The following is a 17,171-nucleotide window of genomic DNA, read 5'->3' on the forward strand; positions in this document are numbered from 1 at the left end:
CATTAACGATGAATAGGATTTTAATAAAAAATGCTAAAATTGTAAACGAAGGATCTATTTTTGAAGGTGATGTTTTGATTGAAAACGACTTAATTGTCGAAGTAGCAGACAGCATAAGTTTAAAAACTTCCGATTGTATAGTAATAGATGCCGAAGGAAATTATTTAATGCCGGGCGCTATTGATGATCAGGTTCATTTTAGAGAACCGGGATTAACTCATAAAGGTGATATTGAATCTGAATCCAGAGCAGCAGTTGCAGGCGGAATTACTTCTTTTATAGAACAACCAAATACAGTTCCAAATGCCGTTACTCAGGAAATACTTGAAGATAAATATCAAATTGCAGCCGTAAAATCATTTGCGAATTATTCGTTTATGATGGGAGCAACCAATGACAATTTAGATGAAGTTTTAAAAACAAACCCTAGAAACGTTGCAGGAATCAAGATTTTCTTAGGTTCTTCAACGGGAAATATGTTGGTAGATAATGAAGCGACTTTAGAAAGAATATTTTCAAGTACGCCAATGTTGATTGCAGTTCACTGTGAAGATGAAACTACCATTCAAAATAATCTTGCCATTTTTAAAGAACAATATGGAGAAGATATTCCGGTAACGGCACATCATTTAATTCGTAGTGCCGAAGCTTGTTATATTTCGTCTTCAAAAGCAGTGGCGCTGGCAAAGAAAACCGGAGCACGTTTGCATATCTTTCATCTTTCAACAGCGAAAGAAATGGAATTGTTTACAAATAAAATTCCGTTAGAAGATAAAAAAATAACCGCAGAGGTTTGTGTACACCATCTTTGGTTTACCGATGAAGATTATAAAACAAAAGGAAATTTCATTAAATGGAATCCTGCCGTAAAAACTGCAGAAGACAGAAAAGAACTTTGGAAAGCTTTAAATGACGGTCGTATTGATGTTATTGCAACAGATCATGCGCCACATACAAAAGAAGAAAAAAGCCAATCGTATTTAAAAGCTCCTTCTGGAGGACCATTGGTTCAACATGCTGTTGTTGCCATGTTTGAAGCACACCATCAAGGAAAAATTACCATTGAAAAAATCGTGGAGAAAATGTGCCATAATCCGGCAAAAATTTTCAAAATCGAAAAAAGAGGATTTATAAAAGAAGGCTATTTTGCTGACTTAGTTATTGTAAATCCGAGTTTGCCATGGAGCGTAAAACCTGAAAATATTTTAGCAAAATGTGGTTGGTCTCCATTTGAAAATTATACTTTTAAATCGAGAATTACACACACTTTTGTGAATGGTGAGTTGGTCTACAACAACTTTAAAGTAAAGGATGTTCGCGCAGGAAAAAGATTATTGTTTGATAGATAAAAAGCAAATATGAAGAATTTTGTATTAATAATATTGGTTTTGTTTCTTTCTGTAAGTTGTAAAAAAGAGTTGACAAAAGAACCAAAAAGACTTATTGAGAAAGGAAAGATGGTTGATATTATGTATGATTTATCTATTTTAGATGCGATAAAATATCAAAATCCCTTATCATTAGATTCTACAGATTCAAGTCCTAAGAAATTCATCTTTCAAAAATATAAAGTAGATAGTTTGCAATTTGCTCAAAGTAATATGTATTACGCGACAGATTACGAAAGTTACAAAGATATGTTTGACGAAGTTGCTAAGCGATTAGAAAAAAACCAGAAAAAGGTTGATTCTTTAGTAAAAATAGAAGAGAAAAAAGCTGAGAAGGCAGCAAAGGAAAAGAAAAAGAAAGAGGCAAAATCAGTTCTAAAACCAGAAGAGGTAAAACCTTTGAAAAAAAGCAACCTCGATTCGATAAGAAAGACCATAAAATTGAATAAAACGAATTCTAAAAAATAATTTACAATTTCGATACTTCTTTTATGTATTGATGTACATCTAAAAAAACCGTTCCCAGAGCGGTTTTTATTTTTTCATTAGAATACAGATTTTTAGAATATGAAGCTTTTGCTGTTGCTTTTGTCAGTCTTCTTTTCTGGAAAAATAAAGCTGAAAATATTCTATCTGCAATCCAAAGAAAATTCATAAATAACGGATTGGCATGAATGCTAGGTCTTTTTACTTTTAAAACATCTGCAATAGTGTTCAAAATATCACGGAAAACAATATTGTCAGTAATTAAAGTAAAACGTTCGTTTTTGATGTCGCTTTTCATTAATTGATATGAAATTTTTACAACATCAGTTATGGCGATGAAACCAGTGTTTCCAAGCGTATAAAACGGAAGCCCATTCGCTACTTTCACATAAAGTTCAGCACTTCCTTGCTCGCAGTTTTTTGTTTTCGGAATCGGGCCTAAGATTACGCCGGGATTTACAATAACAATATCTAAACCTTCCTGAACACCACGCCAAACTTCCATTTCGGCACCATATTTAGAAATTGCATAATCGCTATGAGGTTTTTCCGGATTCCAGTCTGTTTCTTCAGTTATGTAAGTTTCGTGTGAAGCCAAATCTCCTAAAGCTGCAATCGAGCTGACAAAACAAAATTTTCTGATTCCTTTAGCAATCGAAAAATTAACCATATTCGCAGTTCCTTCGATATTTGTTTTTCGAAGTGCATCTTCATCTTTTGGATCAAATGAAATTAAAGCAGCGCAATGATAAACGTAATCAATGTCGATAAAAGCAATTTCTAATGAAGGAACGTCTAAAATATCGGCTTCAAGCCAGTTAATCTTTTCAAATAAATCAGCTTTTTTATAAAATTCAAAAACCAATTTTGTTTTTTGAATTTTATCTTGATTTCGGTAAATAGCCCTGACATTTTCCCCATTTTCAATTAAATGAAGCAATAAATGCGAGCCGACTAAACCTGTTCCTCCTGTTACTAATATCATAGCGTAAAGATAGCATTTTTGATAAATCAATTAATAATGTGATTCATTCTTAATATCTAATTTACTATTAATTGAAAAAACCCTAAAACAATGGATAAATATTTATCCATTGTTTTAGGGTTTTAAGAAAGTTTATTTTAAAATTTCTTTTTACATATTAGAAAATAGAATATGCGAAAACGAAATCAATTGCTTTATATTCAGCAGAAAAGCTTTGGTAATCACGCAATAATTCTTTTTTTGTGTTTGTTCTGATTTCAGCACTAAATTTATTTCTGAAATTATATCCTAATCCAAAAACAAAATTAGATCCTGAATTACTTTCATTTTTAACATTTTGATCAAATGATATGCTTGCTTTTCCTCTTACATCAAATGAATAAGCGGTATTTATGAAAATTTTCGAACTTTTGTTTAGAAGGAAATAATAACGTAATCCTATCGGAATCTGAATACTTGTATATTTAATTTCTGCATTACGAGTTGTTAAAGGAGAAGTTAAGAAAGGGCCTGGTCTTCTGTAATCTTTAGTGTTTTCATATTTCTGATACATTGGATTCAAAAAGAGACTCCATTTATTTTTATTAAAAGGAAGTACATATTCTGCTTCTAAACCTATTTTGAAACTAGTTTTGTTATCTAATTTTACATCTGTTGATGGCATATCACCATCATTCATTGTTAGCGAGACAAAACTAATTCCCGGAGTTATTTTTAGTAAAAAATGATCTTCACTTGTTTTTGACAATTCACGGCTCGGGGTTTTATTGTCGTTATTATTGTATTTTAAAAAGTATTTTGTAAGATCAGCTTTTTTATACTGTAGGTTTTTAATTTCTCTATCATTCGTATTAGACAATCTCACATTATTATTTAATTGTTGTTTGTAGTAATTGTTTTCTTTTAATTCTCCAGTAGATTTACCATCTTCTAACAAAATATATTTTAAGTGAACAAGTTGCTCCAAAGGGACTGTTTTTGTTTCATAAAAATATCTGATAAGATTTTCATCTTTATACGAATATAGTGTTGCCTCTCCCTGAACCAATAATCTTAAGAAAAGAGTATTTTCTTCCCATACCGGCTTTCCGGTTTGAGATACTTTGGTTAAATCTTCACTAGAGCGATCTATTTTTATGTTAGCTCTTTTGAAGGTTGTAGTATTATCGATGCCAAATTCCTGAACATTAGCAATAGTTTCTGTTTTATAATCGTTGTCATTAATCTGGATCTTAAATTTAAAATCTATTGGATTATTTCCCCAGTCTAAATTTTTTATAAAGCATTCTGTTCTTTTTCCGTCATTGGAGATAAAATATCCTTTCTCAAATGAAATTTGAGCATTCATAATCGAGAAATAAAATAAAAAGGCAAATAGTAAGGTTTTTTTCATTTTGGTTTTTTTAATTGCGTCGAAAGTAGAGAAAAAAAAATGGAGTTTTTTACGGCTTTCCACATTTTTAATTTTTTTCTGGAGTTATTTTGTGTAATGTGTTGAATTTTAATTTTAAAAAATCGATTTAAAAATCTTATGGTTTAAAAATTGAATTATCATTTAGTGCGATGATTTATATGGACACACTAACGGAATTAATTATATTTGCGCAAAATATTTAAAAAAATGAAGAATCTAGTTGAAGAATTAAAGTGGCGCGGTTTATACCATGATAGCATGCCAGGAACGGAAGAACAATTGCTAAAAGAGGTAACGGCGGCATATATTGGTTTTGACCCAACGGCAGATTCACTACATATTGGTAGTATGGTTCAGATTATTTTATTGGTTCATTTAAAGAATTTCGGACATCAGCCTATTGCTTTGGTAGGAGGCGCAACCGGAATGATTGGTGATCCATCTGGAAAATCTGACGAAAGAAATTTGTTAAACGAAGAAACCCTGGCTAAAAACGTTGCCGGAATCAAAAGTGTTTTGTCTCGTTTCTTAGATTTTAATTCAAAAGATGCAAATGCACCAATTATGGTTAATAACTATGATTGGATGAAAGAATTCTCGTTTATTGATTTTGCCCGTGAAGTTGGAAAACGTATCACGGTAAATTATATGATGGCGAAGGATTCTGTTAAAAAGAGATTGAGTGGAGAAGGCGAAGGAATGTCTTTTACAGAATTTACGTACCAATTAATTCAGGGATACGATTTTTATCATTTATATAAAAACAACAACTGCCTTTTGCAAATGGGAGGTTCTGACCAATGGGGAAATATTACCACAGGTACAGAATTAGTCCGCAGAATGGGTGGAGAGAGTGCAAAAGCTTTCGCATTAACAACGCCTTTGATTACAAAAGCTGATGGATCTAAATTCGGAAAATCTGAAGGAGGAAATGTTTGGTTAGATGCTGATAAAACTTCGGTATATAAATTTTACCAATTTTGGGTAAATGCAACTGATGTTGATGCTGAGAAATATATTAAAATCTTTACTTTCTTAGATAAAGAAACAATTGATGCTTTAATTGAAGAACATAAAGAAGCTCCGCATTTAAGAGTTTTGCAAAAGAAACTAGCAGAAGAAATTACAATCTTTGTTCATAGTAAAGAAGAATTGGAGAAAGCAATTCAGGCTTCGAATATTTTATTTTTAAATTCAACTGCAGAAGATTTGAAGGAATTAGATGAAACAACTTTTTTAGAAGTTTTTGATGGTGTTCCACAAGCTGAAATCGCAAAAGCTGATCTAGAAAGCGGATTGGATATTGTTACTGTTTTAAATGAAAAAACGGGTTTCTTTAAATCTAACGGAGAAGCAAGACGTGCTTTAACAGCAAATTCAATTTCGGTAAACAGAGAAAAAATTAAAGAAGATTTTGTTTTGACTGCAAATGATTTAATTAATAATCAATTTGTTTTATTACAAAGCGGAAAGAAAAACTACTTTGTGATTCGTGTGGTTTAACTGTTTAATTGGTTAATTGTTTAATCGAATGTAAAACCGATTAACCGATTCAACAAATCAACGATTAACCGTTTACAATACCATCAAGTTACAACCACGAATATCAGAATTATCAAAACGTCCCAATACCTCGAAAGAGTTGTTGGGATTTTTTTTGCCTAAATCCTGCGTAGCAATAAACGAACAAGAATTGATATTAGCTAAATCAATAACATTTATTCCGCCTGTTTTTCCGTCTTTTACATAAGTGAGAGCATCTTCGGGATCACGAACCAAAATGTGCATCCATGACGGACATTCGAACACGCCTTCGCCTAAAGAATAGGCTTGTGCCAGAAGTTCGGTCATTCCGTATTCAGAATGAATTGCATTTACGCCAAAACCTTTGCAGAGTTGTTCATGCAATTCTTCACGAATCATTTCTTTGCGTTTGCCTTTCATTCCCCCAGTTTCCATAATAATGGTATTCTGAAGTTGGAATTGATGTTTTTCGATCAAATCCAGTAAAGCGTAAGTAACACCAATTAAAATCACATTTTGCCCTGATTCATCTAAAGCAGTTAGTTTTTTTATTAAGTCGTCGTGGTTGTGTAAATAAAACCCGCTTTCAGGCTGATTGGATAGTTTTATTAAATCTTCGACCATATAAATTAGCGAAGATCCATCGCGTTCGAGATAAGACGGCAAAAGCGCTAAAACAACGTAATCTTCGATATTGCCATAAAATTGAGAAAATCCATTGCGGTAACTTTCCTCATATAGGGAAACATCGGTCACTAAATGTCTGCTCGTAATCATTCCTGTAGTTCCGCTGCTGGTAAAAGTAACCTGAGCAGGAGTAGTATTTGAAACAACTTCGTGGCTTTTAAAAAACTGAATAGGTAAAAACGGAATTTGCTCCAGTGATTTTATCTGTTGTGGATTTACTTTTAAAAAATCGCAGAAATCACTATATACCTGATTATTCTCGTGCTGAAAACGAAACACTTTTAATGCTATTTTTTCAAATTGTTTCTGACTAGAAATCGTAAATATATCGTTGGCTGTGATCAAAACTTTTTTTGCAAAGATAATTATAATTGCAGGAATTTAAGACAATAAAAAAGCCCCAATGTTATTTGGAGCTTTGAGTTTATTTTATGTTTTCTTATCGGATGATGAGCTTTCGGGTTGCAGAAGCATTTTCTTCGCTAATTTTTATGATATAAACGCCAGGCGCTAAATCAGCAACATTCAATTCTCTTGAAGATAAATGTGTCTGGATTACTTTTTTTCCTAAAACATCAAAAACAACAACTTCTTTTTCTAAGTCATTTTTAGATGAAATATATACTTTTCCGTTTGTAACCGGGTTAGGATACAAGCTTAGTCCCTCAATAGTCGTACTTGCGTCCTGAGGTTTTGGTAATTGCTTACTATCTTGAGCAGAAGCGCTCAGAGTAAAGAAAAATGCCAATAAGAATGTAATATAAAAGTAGTTTTTTGCCATCGCATTGTTTTGATTAATGTAAATATACAAAAAAAATTACAAAAATTACGCCAAAAAAAAACATCCTAAATATTTAGGATGTTTTTAACATTTTATATTTTATTTCGAAGTAAATTATTTGATCAAGTTAACTCCGTCAACAGTTGCCCATGCTCCAGCAGTTAATGTAGCTCCAGTAGCAGTAGTACTAGTTGACCAGTTTGCAGCAGGAAGAAAGCTATCAGCAGATAATGTAAAAGTAGCCTGTCCTGAAATGAAGATAATAGGAGAGTTAGTAATTTTTACATTGTTTAATTTGATTTTTCCACCAGCAACTTGATGATCATAAGTTACTTTATCTAGTATTTGTAACACACCACCATTAAATGCTGTAGGTGTAGTTTGACTAACATAACCATCGATTACGATATTACTGTAGTCTCCATTTCCTTCTTTTTTAAATTGAATAGCATCCAATTGAATTTCTTTTTGTTCTTCTGTAACCGTACCTGCAGCTCTTTTTAGAGTGATATTAGTTACTTTTGGAAAAAATGCATTGTCATTTGAAGAAGCTTCGATTTCCATACCATAGTTTCCTTTATCAACTTGGTAAGCATACCAGTTTGAATTTGCTTGACCTTGCCATCCATCTTGCCAGTCAAATGAATCATCATAGTTACCATAAGAGATAGCATTAGTCATACTTACAGTTCCTCCAAAAAATTCGAATCCGTCATCAGCACCTTTGTAAGATACTAAGTGATCTAAAGTTGTTCCTGAACCTACTGAGTAAAAAGTAAAACCATTGTTTTCTTTTGCACCGTCAGCTAATTTTGAACCAGCGTATTCCACTCTTGTGAAAACTAATGAACCACCATTGTGAGTAGCATTTGTACCTCCGTAAGAGATGTTATTACCGTCTTCAGATGTTGAAGTTGTTCCTCCGCCAGCTACTTTTGCAGGAGCATCACCATACATAATGATTCCTCCCCAAGATCCTGGAACCTTAGATTTTTCTGTAAATACTACTGGTTGGTCAGCAGTACCTTTTGTAATTAATTTTCCGTCTTTCAAAACAACTAGAGCATTGTCGCCTGTAGCTTTGTCAATCGTGATTGTAGATCCTGCTTCAAAAGTTACAGTTACACCAGCATTGATTTTTACGATACCTTTTAAAGTGTAGTTACCATAAGCGTAAGTTTTGTTTGCAGTGATTGTACCTGTGATTTCGCCTGTTGCAGGTGTCGGTGCAGGAGTTGGATCATCACTACTTGAGCAAGAATTTAAAAATAATCCTGTAGCAAGTGCTAAAGCAAAAAGTTTAGTTTTCATAGTTGTGTTATTATGTGTTTTTATTTTTGTCAAAATTAGAACGATAATCTTTTTAAGGTGTTATCTCAATATTACTTTACAGTTACCAAAATATAAGTTTAATGTGAAGATAATGTTATGTGTTTTTTGTTGTTTTAATTTTAAACTCAATTCGATTGTGTATAAAAAAAGCTCCAAAAAATGGAGCTTTTAATAATTGTTTTTTTGTTGAGTTCTAAAAAGTATATCCAAGTTTTAATGAAAACCCGACTCCTTTTTTATAACTATTAGCCAATAATGATTCTTCTGCTACTTTTATAGTTCCCTCGTTTCCAAATTCACGTTTTCTCCATGAATTTAAAATGTTATCGGCAGTGAATTTTACATCAAAGTGCTCAGAAAGTTTGCTTCCCCATACAAAATCCAATTGCTGTACAGGCAACTCATAGATATGGTCTTGTCCATTGGTTCCTACAGCATATATTCTTTTTCCAAAAACACCATAAACTAATGAAACAGTGTTCGACCACTCATTGCTGAAATTAAATTCATATTTTAAATCTGAATTTACTAACCAGTTTGATGCTCCCTGCAGTGATCTTGATTGATGCGTTTCAATAGAAGGTTTTACGGTAATTATTCCGTCCTCATCGATAGATTCAAAAGTTGGGCTTACAGTAACTTTTGATGACATCAAAGTAGCATTTAATCCCCATGAAAAATTATCTAAGTTTTCGCTGATTCTTTCTAAACCAACAAGTAATTCAGCTTCTACTCCAAATATGTTGGCACTTTCAGAATTTAGAAAAGTGGTAACTGTTCCTGTTGTTGCGTTTGAGATGAAAGTTTTTTCAATTGGATTGATAATGTGTTTTCCAAATACTCCAACAGCAATCATTTCTTTAGCCGTTGGGAACAACTCATATTTTAAATCAGCATTGTAATTGTCGCTGTTTTTCAAAATTGGATTTCCTTGAGTTGAAGTTCCGTCAGCATTGATGAAAGATATTGGGAAAGCCTCCATGATAACTGGTTTGGTGTATGTTTTACTTGCTGCAAAACGAATGTTAGCAGTGTCAGTCAACAAATACTTCAGATTTAATGAAGGTAAAAAATAAGCGTTATCATATTTCAATATTTTGAAGGGAGCATCAAAAGAACCCAATGGTCTGAAATGTGTTTCTTTAAGAGTACTTTCAAATCGAATTCCTGCGTTTACTTCAAGTTTCTCTCCAAATTTTAAAAACAAATTAGCGTACCCTGCATTAGCCATTTCATCAAGTTTAACTTTGTAAGTAGCATTAGAGTTTTCGCTAAAAGACATTTTATTAGCTAAAATGTCGCTGGTTATCTGAGTATCTATATTATTTATGCTTGTAGAAAAACCATCAGTACCTGTACTTGAAACAAAACGGTATGAAGATTCCATCTTAGATCCGTTGCCATTATATCCAACGGTTAATTTGTTTTGTTTGTCATTTTTTCCGAACTTCAAATTATACTCTACTAATGCTGAATAAAAAGAATTACCATCGACAGTTAAATATTGACGCAGAAAATTATTTGCTCCATAAGAAGTGCTTATCATATCATCGCCTGTTTTAAGACCAGAGAAATACTTTCTGTCTGGCTGCTCATATTTTGTAGTAGCAAATGAGCCTCCAGCTTTGATAGTCTGGTTTTTGTCTTTGGTTAATGCATATTCACCCAATAATTGGGCATTCAAATAATCACTTTTGTCTAATTGATTGGTACGGATAAATCCATTTTCAGCAGCTGTTCCACCTGATGGTCCCTGCTGATCTTTTATAGAGTTTAAGTTAGTTCTGATGTATAATGTGTTGAACGATAACTTAAGCCTGTCATTGCTGTAATTTAAACCAACTAATGCTGAGTTTGTGGTTTTGAAACGATAATCAGTGGTGATAAAGTTGTTTACATACTTAGATCCGGAAGACTGTAAATCGATAGTTCTGTCAACTCCTTGTCTTATTGAATAATTATTGTCGTAATTAATAGAAAGCATGTACGAGAAAACTTGATTATTATTCAAATTGAATTTCTCGGCATGTAAAAGGTTGATACTTGTGTTTAAAGGACTTTTAGATTCATTTACACTAAAACCTTTGTTGTTGCTTACTGAGTTTAGAGCCTGGTCAGTTGTGAATGTTTGTCTTGTTGCGGTTGATCCTAAAAAGCCAGGAATAGCTCTTTCACTTCCGTTGAAACCCCAAAATCCTTTTGCAGTTTCAGCATCTTGTGAAAGTAAGAAATCTTTAAAGCTGTTTCCGGTTGTATAACCTGCTCCAACACTTATTTTCGTAATGCTTTTTGTTGGCTTTGAAGTTTGAATATTAAAAGTACCTCCGGCAAAATCGCCATATATATTTGGATTAAATGTTTTGTACACATCAATTACTCCAACAATATTCGTTGGAAACAAATCCAAAGCAACAATTTTAGTGAATGGGCTGTTTGTTGGTGCAGCCAAATCATTAATCAATAAATTATTATATCGGTCTTCCAGTCCACGTACAAATATTCCACGAGAATCTACTTTTGTGATTCCGGTAATTTTTGTCAAACCTTCTTCAACATCATTAACACCTTTTCTTGACATTTCTTGTGCGCCAATACTTTGTTTAATAACAACAGCGTTTTTTTGATCTAACAACAAAGCAGTTTCTTTTTCTTTGTTTACAGAAGATGATTTTACAACAACATCTTTTAAAGTATAACCAGCTCCTGAAGAAAGGGCTTTGTTTATAGTTACAGTTTCATTTGCAACAACAGTTACAGGAACTTCTACAGTTTCATAGCCTAAAAAGCTAAGGATTATAGTATATTTTCCAGGGTTTACAGAAATTGAATATTTTCCGTCAATGTCAGTGTTGGCACTAATGTTTGTTCCTTTTATTAATACATTTGCAAAAGGAAGTGCAGCATTATTCATTTCTTTGTCAGTTAATACGCCAGAAATTGTACCTTTGGTTTGTGCGATCGAAATCGTGCAGATAAATAGTGTGAATAATAGAAATTTTAGATTGAATTTCATCTTAGGTTGTGTTTAATTTATTTTTTTGCAAAGAAAGAACCGCCCTGTAAAGTTCATGTTACGCACTTGTTATGTTTTTGTGTTCTGTAGATTATCAAATTGTTACGAGATTAAATTACCGTTAACGGCGGTTTTTAACCGTCGATTTATTATTATATTTACCATCGCAATTAAAAACCATCAGATTTAGCACCATAAAATTTGATGAGAAAACTCAATTTTTGCTACTTTATGAAAAAAACACAAACAAAGATTTTATTAGTTGATGATGAGCCGGATATTCTGGAAATTGTGGGTTATAACCTAGCTCAGGAAGGCTACCAGATTGTAACAGCTTCTAACGGAAAAGATGCAATTGCAAAAGCTCAAAAAGAATTACCGGACCTTATTATTATGGATGTGATGATGGCAGAAATGGACGGTATGGAAGCTTGTGAACACATCAGAAAAATACCAGAATTAAATAACGTTATTATAACATTTTTAACAGCAAGAAGTGAGGATTATTCTCAAGTAGCTGGTTTTGATGCCGGTGCTGACGATTATATTACCAAACCAATAAAACCAAAATTATTGGTAAGCAAAGTAAAGGCTTTGTTAAGAAGGTTAAAAGAACAAGAGGTAGTTAGCGATACTTTAAATGTTGGAGGAATCGAGATTAACCGTGAAGAATACAAGATCATAAAAGGCAATGTCGAAATCGCGTTACCAAGAAAAGAATTCGAATTGTTTTACCTTTTAGCTTCAAAACCCGGAAAAGTTTTTAAAAGAGACGAAATCCTTGATAAAGTTTGGGGAAATGAAGTTGTAGTTGGAGGAAGAACAATCGATGTTCACATCAGAAAACTACGTGAAAAGATAGGAGAAGATCTTTTTAAAACAATAAAAGGAGTAGGTTATAAATTTGAAGTTTAAGAATCCTATAAAAAAAGGATGAACCAATATAAGTAATATAAGTTCATTTAAATTATAGCATAATAATTTTAAAATCAATGTTTATCTTTGTCAAAGTTCAAAACTTTGGCAAAGATTTACTTTTTTATATTCGTATGTAATCCATACAATTAAGCTTTGCTTTTAAAAGAACTTATATTACTTAGATGGTAAAAAAAATCACTTAATGGTTAAACAATTTCAATGAAAATTAATTTTAAAAAAACATACAAATTTGCTGTAAAGTCGGCATTATACATAAGCCTTTTCGCAACAGGATTTGTGATGATATTAATGTCTTTATTTTATAAAAACCAATTAAAACATCAAATTGCGTTTGCATTAATTTTTATAATATCAATTTATATTTTCTCTTTTTTGGTTTTACAATATCGTGTAGAACGTTTTATTTATAGAAGAGTCAAAAAAATATATGATGAGGTTTCCTTGTTAGAATCTACAACGCTCATCAATCAGCCCATAACAACTGATATGGAAACACTTTCTCGCGAAGTGAAAAAGTTTGCCACTGATAAAAAACTCGAAATCGAAATGCTTGAAATTAGAGAGCAATACCGCAGAGAGTTTTTAGGAAACGTTTCGCACGAACTTAAAACACCTTTGTTTACGGTTCAGGGCTATGTTTCGACTTTGCTTGACGGTGCAATGGACGATAAAAATATCAGAAAGAAATATTTAAAACGTGCCGAAAAAGGAGTAGAACGTTTGATTTATATTGTTGAAGATCTAGATATGATTACCAAACTGGAATCTGGTGATTTAGATTTGAATATGACAGATTTTGATATTGTCGAACTGATTCAGAATGTTTTCGATTTATTAGAAATGAAAGCTGAGAAAAAGAGAATTAAATTGGCTTTTGAAAGCAGAAATGTAAAATCAGTTATCGTTCGTGGTGATCAGGACAGAATTCAGCAAGTTTTGGAAAATCTTATTGTCAATTCAATTAAATATGGAAAAGATGACGGTTTAACCGAAGTTGGCGTAGTAAACTTAACCAAGAAAAAAGTCTTAATCCGTATTAGCGATAATGGAGAAGGAGTTGAAAAACAAAACATTCCAAGGCTTTTTGAGCGTTTTTACCGAGTTGATAAAAGCGGAACCCGTTCTGAAGGCGGTTCTGGTTTAGGATTGGCGATCGTAAAACATATTATCGAAGCACATAAAGAAAAAGTATATGTAGAAAGTGAATTCGGAATTGGTTCTGAGTTCTCATTTACACTAGAAAAAACTTATAAAGTACAAAAACCTGAAGTTAAAAAATTGTAATCTCCAGTTTTGTGCAGTACTTTAAAACGTAGTGTTTCAATTCGAATAATATTTGCATAACTATTTCGAAACAATTATTCTTATTTTGGTAACATCTTGTTAATGATTTCTTAACATAGGTGGATACATCTTTGCACTTTGAATTTTAGTGCATTAGAGAAAAATGATAAAAAGAAAAATAGTTGCAATTTTATTGCTGATTACTTGTGGGGTAAATGCACAAGAACTAAGTAAAGAAGATGTCAAAAAAGAAGTAATTCGACTTCTTGATTCAATCAACAAAGCAAAACTTCCTGACACTAAATCGGGAGTTGCTGATGAACATTGGTACGACAGAATCTCTTTAAGAGGATATGCACAAATTCGATACAATGGTTTGTTCTCTACAAACGATAAAGTTTCGTGCGAACAATGTGATAAATCCTGGGGAACAACTTCTACAGCTCCAGATGCACAAGCAAACAACGGACTTTTTATCAGACGTGCACGTTTAGTATTTTCAGGGCAAGTTCATCCAAATGTGTTTTTCTATTTTCAACCCGATTTTGCCAGTTCACCAAGTACAGGAATTCAAAACTTTGTACAAATTCGCGATTTATATTTTGATCTTTCTTTTGATAAGAAAAAAGAATATCGTGTGCGTGTAGGTCAAAGTAAAATCCCGTATGGATTTGAAAACATGCAGTCAAGTTCACAACGTTTGACTTTAGACCGCGCCGACGCCATAAACAGTTCGATAGCAAACGAACGTGATTTAGGAATATTCTTTTATTGGGCGCCAGCTGAAATCAGAGAGCGTTTTGCCATGTTGGTTAAAGACGGATACAAAGGTTCAGGTGATTTTGGTGTATTTGCATTTGGAGTTTACAACGGACAGATCGCCAATAAAATAGACGGAAACAGAGATTTAAATGTAGTTGCAAGAGTAACATATCCGTTTGTTATCGGAAACCAGATCATCGAACCCGGAATTCAGGCTTATACAGGAAAATGGGCATTTACCGGAGAAATTTCATCTGGTGTTATAGTCGATGATCCTCAATATATAAAAGATCAGCGAGTAGGAGCAACCTTTGTTTTATACCCAAAACCTTTCGGAATTCAGACTGAATATAATATTGGTACAGGACCGCGTTATAATACGTTAACGAATACTGTTGATGAAACAGATCTAAACGGAGGTTACGTTTTACTGAATTATAAATTAGATTTTAAAAAGCAACATATCTATCCTTTCGCCAAATTTCAATATTATGACGGAGGAAAAAAATACGAAAAAGATGCCAGAAGTTATGTCGTAAGAGATTATGAACTTGGTATAGAATGGCAGCCAATTAAGGCTTTTGAACTTACAGCAGAATACGTAATTGCCGACAGAACTTTTGAAGACAGCGCGCTTCCAATCAACAGGCAACAAGGAAATTTATTGCGATTGCAAGCGCAGTTTAACTTCTAAAATTATTCTTCAAAAACTTTAAATAACGAATCCCAGTCTATTTCTTCATTAAATTGGGATAAACCCTTAAACGATTTTACCTTTGAAAGATCTTCAATCGTAAAATCGTCTTGCATTGCATAAGGTACAAGATTTTCATCCTGAAGTTTTATCGCCAGATATTCCTGTTCGTATTGTCCCGGAGTTGGAATAAAAAAAGCTTTTTTGCCCAATTTCGCCAAATCCATAACCGTTGTATATCCAGAACGGCATAAAACCAGTTCACTTTCGTTAAAAGTTTGTTCCAGTTGTTTCGAATTCATGAAATTATAATGCGTAACATTTCCTGATTCCAGCTTCGTCTGTTCTTTCTCCACAACACCTTTTACAAAAACAACTTTACCTTCATAACGAACAATTTCTTCCTTTAACTTTTCTTCCAGATAAGTACGTTGAGGTTCAGGCCCCGAAAGAATAATCATTAAATCATAAAGTTTTGGAGTTTCCTTTTTGCGCATTCTGCTCAAAGGACCAATATATTTTAAGTTTAACTCATTCGTTTTTAAATGGCCTAATTCACCGGTTAAATTTACTTCGTCATTAGTGTCTGGAACCCAGCATTCTGAATATTTTTTAATAACATGTTGATGACATTTACTGGTAAACCATGTCGTATTTCCAGTCATGACATTCAATTGATGCGTCATAAATACAGATGGAATTTTTCTGCTGAAAACCCCCAGTCTGTTATCTGAAATAATACCATCGATTCCATGTTTTTTAATCCATGAATTCACCATTTTTTTCTCATCTAAAATAGCCGTAATCATTTTAGGCAAGTTTTTGATCAGTTTCCATTTAAAATTTTTACCATTTTTAGCATATTCAATATGATAAGAAGGCAATTCTAAAGTTTGTATATACGGAAATTCTTTTCGCAGCAAAGCCAATGCAATACCATCAGAAGCGATAATCGGAATATAATTATTTTCCTGAAGCGCTTTTATTATCGGGATACATCTTGTGGCGTGGCCAAGTCCCCAGTTTAACGGAGCAATTAATATAGTTTTATTCGCAGAATATTCAATGCTCATAGTGTAACGCTTTTTGAAACGAAGATAGAGAAATATGTTTTTGGTGTTATTTCGGACATATTACTAAATTATTAACTCTATATTCAATGTTAAGGCTCATTATTCAGTTAAAACTTCTAAATAACATTAGAATTTATCAAGCAAAGTTATTTGTATGTTAACTACTAAACCGCATTTGAGAGGCCTTTACACAAAAAAAGGAACTATTACTAGCTCCTTTTCTATAATGATTTGTTCTATTTTAATCCTGAATATAAGTTTTATTTCCGTTTTTATTGATGTAATACTTTCCGCCTTTTGGTCCCGTATACACTTTTTTTCCGTTGTATTCTCCAGTAACTTTATCAGCTACTTTTGGAGCTTTTTCTGTTGTTTCCTTCAAAGATTTTGCCGTTGATTTTTTAGTTGAAGTACCATCTTTCACTGCTTTTGCTTTTGTATCAGCAGTTTTAGCCTCTGTTTTTTTTACGTCAGCTTTTGTACTTTCAGCTTTAGCTTCTTTTTTGGCTTTAGCAGCATCGCTCTTCTTTTTTGCAGCTTCAGTTGTAGCTTTTCCTGATGCGTCAGTAGCATCTTTTGCTGCTTTTTTAGCTTTTGTTGCTTCTTTTTTTGCGTCGGTGACCTCCTTATCAGCAGCAGTTTTTTTCTTTTTAGCCGCAGTTTCAGTTTTTGATTTCGTTGTTTTTGTTGTTTCCTGCGCGTAAAAATTACTTGATAAAACAACCATAAAGCAAAGCAATAATAATTTTTTCATAGTTTTCGAGGTTAAAATTTCAACTAAAAATAATCAATTTATTGTAATGTTTTTC

Annotated in this window: 14 protein-coding genes; 6 read left to right on the top strand and 8 right to left on the bottom strand. The window is 32.8% G+C overall.

What is annotated here, in order from left to right; translation table 11 throughout:
* The first annotated feature begins 8 nt into the window (after positions 1–8).
* Complete coding sequence (locus GKZ86_RS15800; RefSeq protein ID WP_154784041.1) at positions 9–1,349, top strand: dihydroorotase; 1,341 nt, start codon at positions 9–11, stop codon at positions 1,347–1,349.
* Between the two features lie 9 nt (positions 1,350–1,358).
* Positions 1,359–1,856, top strand: a complete 498-nt coding sequence (locus GKZ86_RS15805) for a DUF4296 domain-containing protein (RefSeq protein WP_154784042.1) — start codon at positions 1,359–1,361, stop codon at positions 1,854–1,856.
* A gap of 1 nt (position 1,857) precedes the next feature.
* Here the strand turns inward: GKZ86_RS15805 and GKZ86_RS15810 are convergent, their stop codons facing one another.
* Together GKZ86_RS15810 and GKZ86_RS15815 are read right to left on the bottom strand one after the other, a co-directional pair.
* Positions 1,858–2,859, bottom strand: a complete 1,002-nt coding sequence (locus GKZ86_RS15810) for an NAD-dependent epimerase/dehydratase family protein (RefSeq protein ID WP_154784043.1) — start codon at positions 2,857–2,859, stop codon at positions 1,858–1,860.
* A 157-nt stretch (positions 2,860–3,016) separates the two neighbouring features.
* Positions 3,017–4,252 carry an outer membrane beta-barrel protein gene (locus GKZ86_RS15815; RefSeq protein WP_154784044.1) on the bottom strand — a complete coding sequence of 412 codons (1,236 nt, stop codon included), beginning with the start codon at positions 4,250–4,252 and terminating at the stop codon, positions 3,017–3,019.
* 228 nt (positions 4,253–4,480) lie between these two features.
* On the opposite strand from GKZ86_RS15815, the gene tyrS reads away from it, so the two are divergent.
* Positions 4,481–5,776 (top strand): tyrosine--tRNA ligase, encoded by a 1,296-nt coding sequence (gene tyrS / locus GKZ86_RS15820; RefSeq protein WP_154784045.1) that lies wholly within the window; start codon positions 4,481–4,483, stop codon positions 5,774–5,776.
* 72 nt (positions 5,777–5,848) lie between these two features.
* Here tyrS and GKZ86_RS15825 read toward each other — a convergent pair whose 3' ends face one another.
* The 4 genes from GKZ86_RS15825 to GKZ86_RS15840 all read right to left on the bottom strand — a co-directional run bounded on the left by GKZ86_RS15825 (position 5,849) and on the right by GKZ86_RS15840 (position 11,610).
* Complete coding sequence (locus GKZ86_RS15825; RefSeq protein WP_154784046.1) at positions 5,849–6,829, bottom strand: acyl transferase; 981 nt, start codon at positions 6,827–6,829, stop codon at positions 5,849–5,851.
* A gap of 94 nt (positions 6,830–6,923) precedes the next feature.
* Positions 6,924–7,265, bottom strand: coding sequence for a T9SS type A sorting domain-containing protein (locus tag GKZ86_RS15830; protein WP_059117711.1), 342 nt, complete (start codon positions 7,263–7,265; stop codon positions 6,924–6,926).
* 114 nt (positions 7,266–7,379) lie between these two features.
* Complete coding sequence (locus tag GKZ86_RS15835; protein WP_154784047.1) at positions 7,380–8,576, bottom strand: hypothetical protein; 1,197 nt, start codon at positions 8,574–8,576, stop codon at positions 7,380–7,382.
* A 214-nt stretch (positions 8,577–8,790) separates the two neighbouring features.
* Positions 8,791–11,610, bottom strand: coding sequence for a TonB-dependent receptor (locus GKZ86_RS15840; protein WP_154784048.1), 2,820 nt, complete (start codon positions 11,608–11,610; stop codon positions 8,791–8,793).
* A 231-nt stretch (positions 11,611–11,841) separates the two neighbouring features.
* Between GKZ86_RS15840 and GKZ86_RS15845 the strand changes: the two genes are divergently transcribed.
* From GKZ86_RS15845 to GKZ86_RS15855, 3 genes are all read left to right on the top strand, one after another.
* Positions 11,842–12,525, top strand: a complete 684-nt coding sequence (locus tag GKZ86_RS15845) for a response regulator transcription factor (protein ID WP_026983516.1) — start codon at positions 11,842–11,844, stop codon at positions 12,523–12,525.
* A gap of 222 nt (positions 12,526–12,747) precedes the next feature.
* Positions 12,748–13,833, top strand: coding sequence for a cell wall metabolism sensor histidine kinase WalK (locus GKZ86_RS15850; RefSeq protein ID WP_154784049.1), 1,086 nt, complete (start codon positions 12,748–12,750; stop codon positions 13,831–13,833).
* A 163-nt stretch (positions 13,834–13,996) separates the two neighbouring features.
* Complete coding sequence (locus GKZ86_RS15855) at positions 13,997–15,289, top strand: porin (protein WP_154784050.1); 1,293 nt, start codon at positions 13,997–13,999, stop codon at positions 15,287–15,289.
* Positions 15,290–15,291: 2 nt separating this feature from the next.
* Here GKZ86_RS15855 and GKZ86_RS15860 read toward each other — a convergent pair whose 3' ends face one another.
* Complete coding sequence (locus tag GKZ86_RS15860) at positions 15,292–16,362, bottom strand: glycosyltransferase (protein WP_154784051.1); 1,071 nt, start codon at positions 16,360–16,362, stop codon at positions 15,292–15,294.
* Positions 16,363–16,603: 241 nt separating this feature from the next.
* Positions 16,604–17,116, bottom strand: coding sequence for a hypothetical protein (locus tag GKZ86_RS15865; RefSeq protein WP_154784052.1), 513 nt, complete (start codon positions 17,114–17,116; stop codon positions 16,604–16,606).
* Positions 17,117–17,171 lie beyond the last annotated feature (55 nt).

It is taken from the genome of Flavobacterium sp. LC2016-13, assembly GCF_009707955.1.
In the GTDB taxonomy this organism is placed as follows: Bacteria; Bacteroidota; Bacteroidia; order Flavobacteriales; family Flavobacteriaceae; genus Flavobacterium.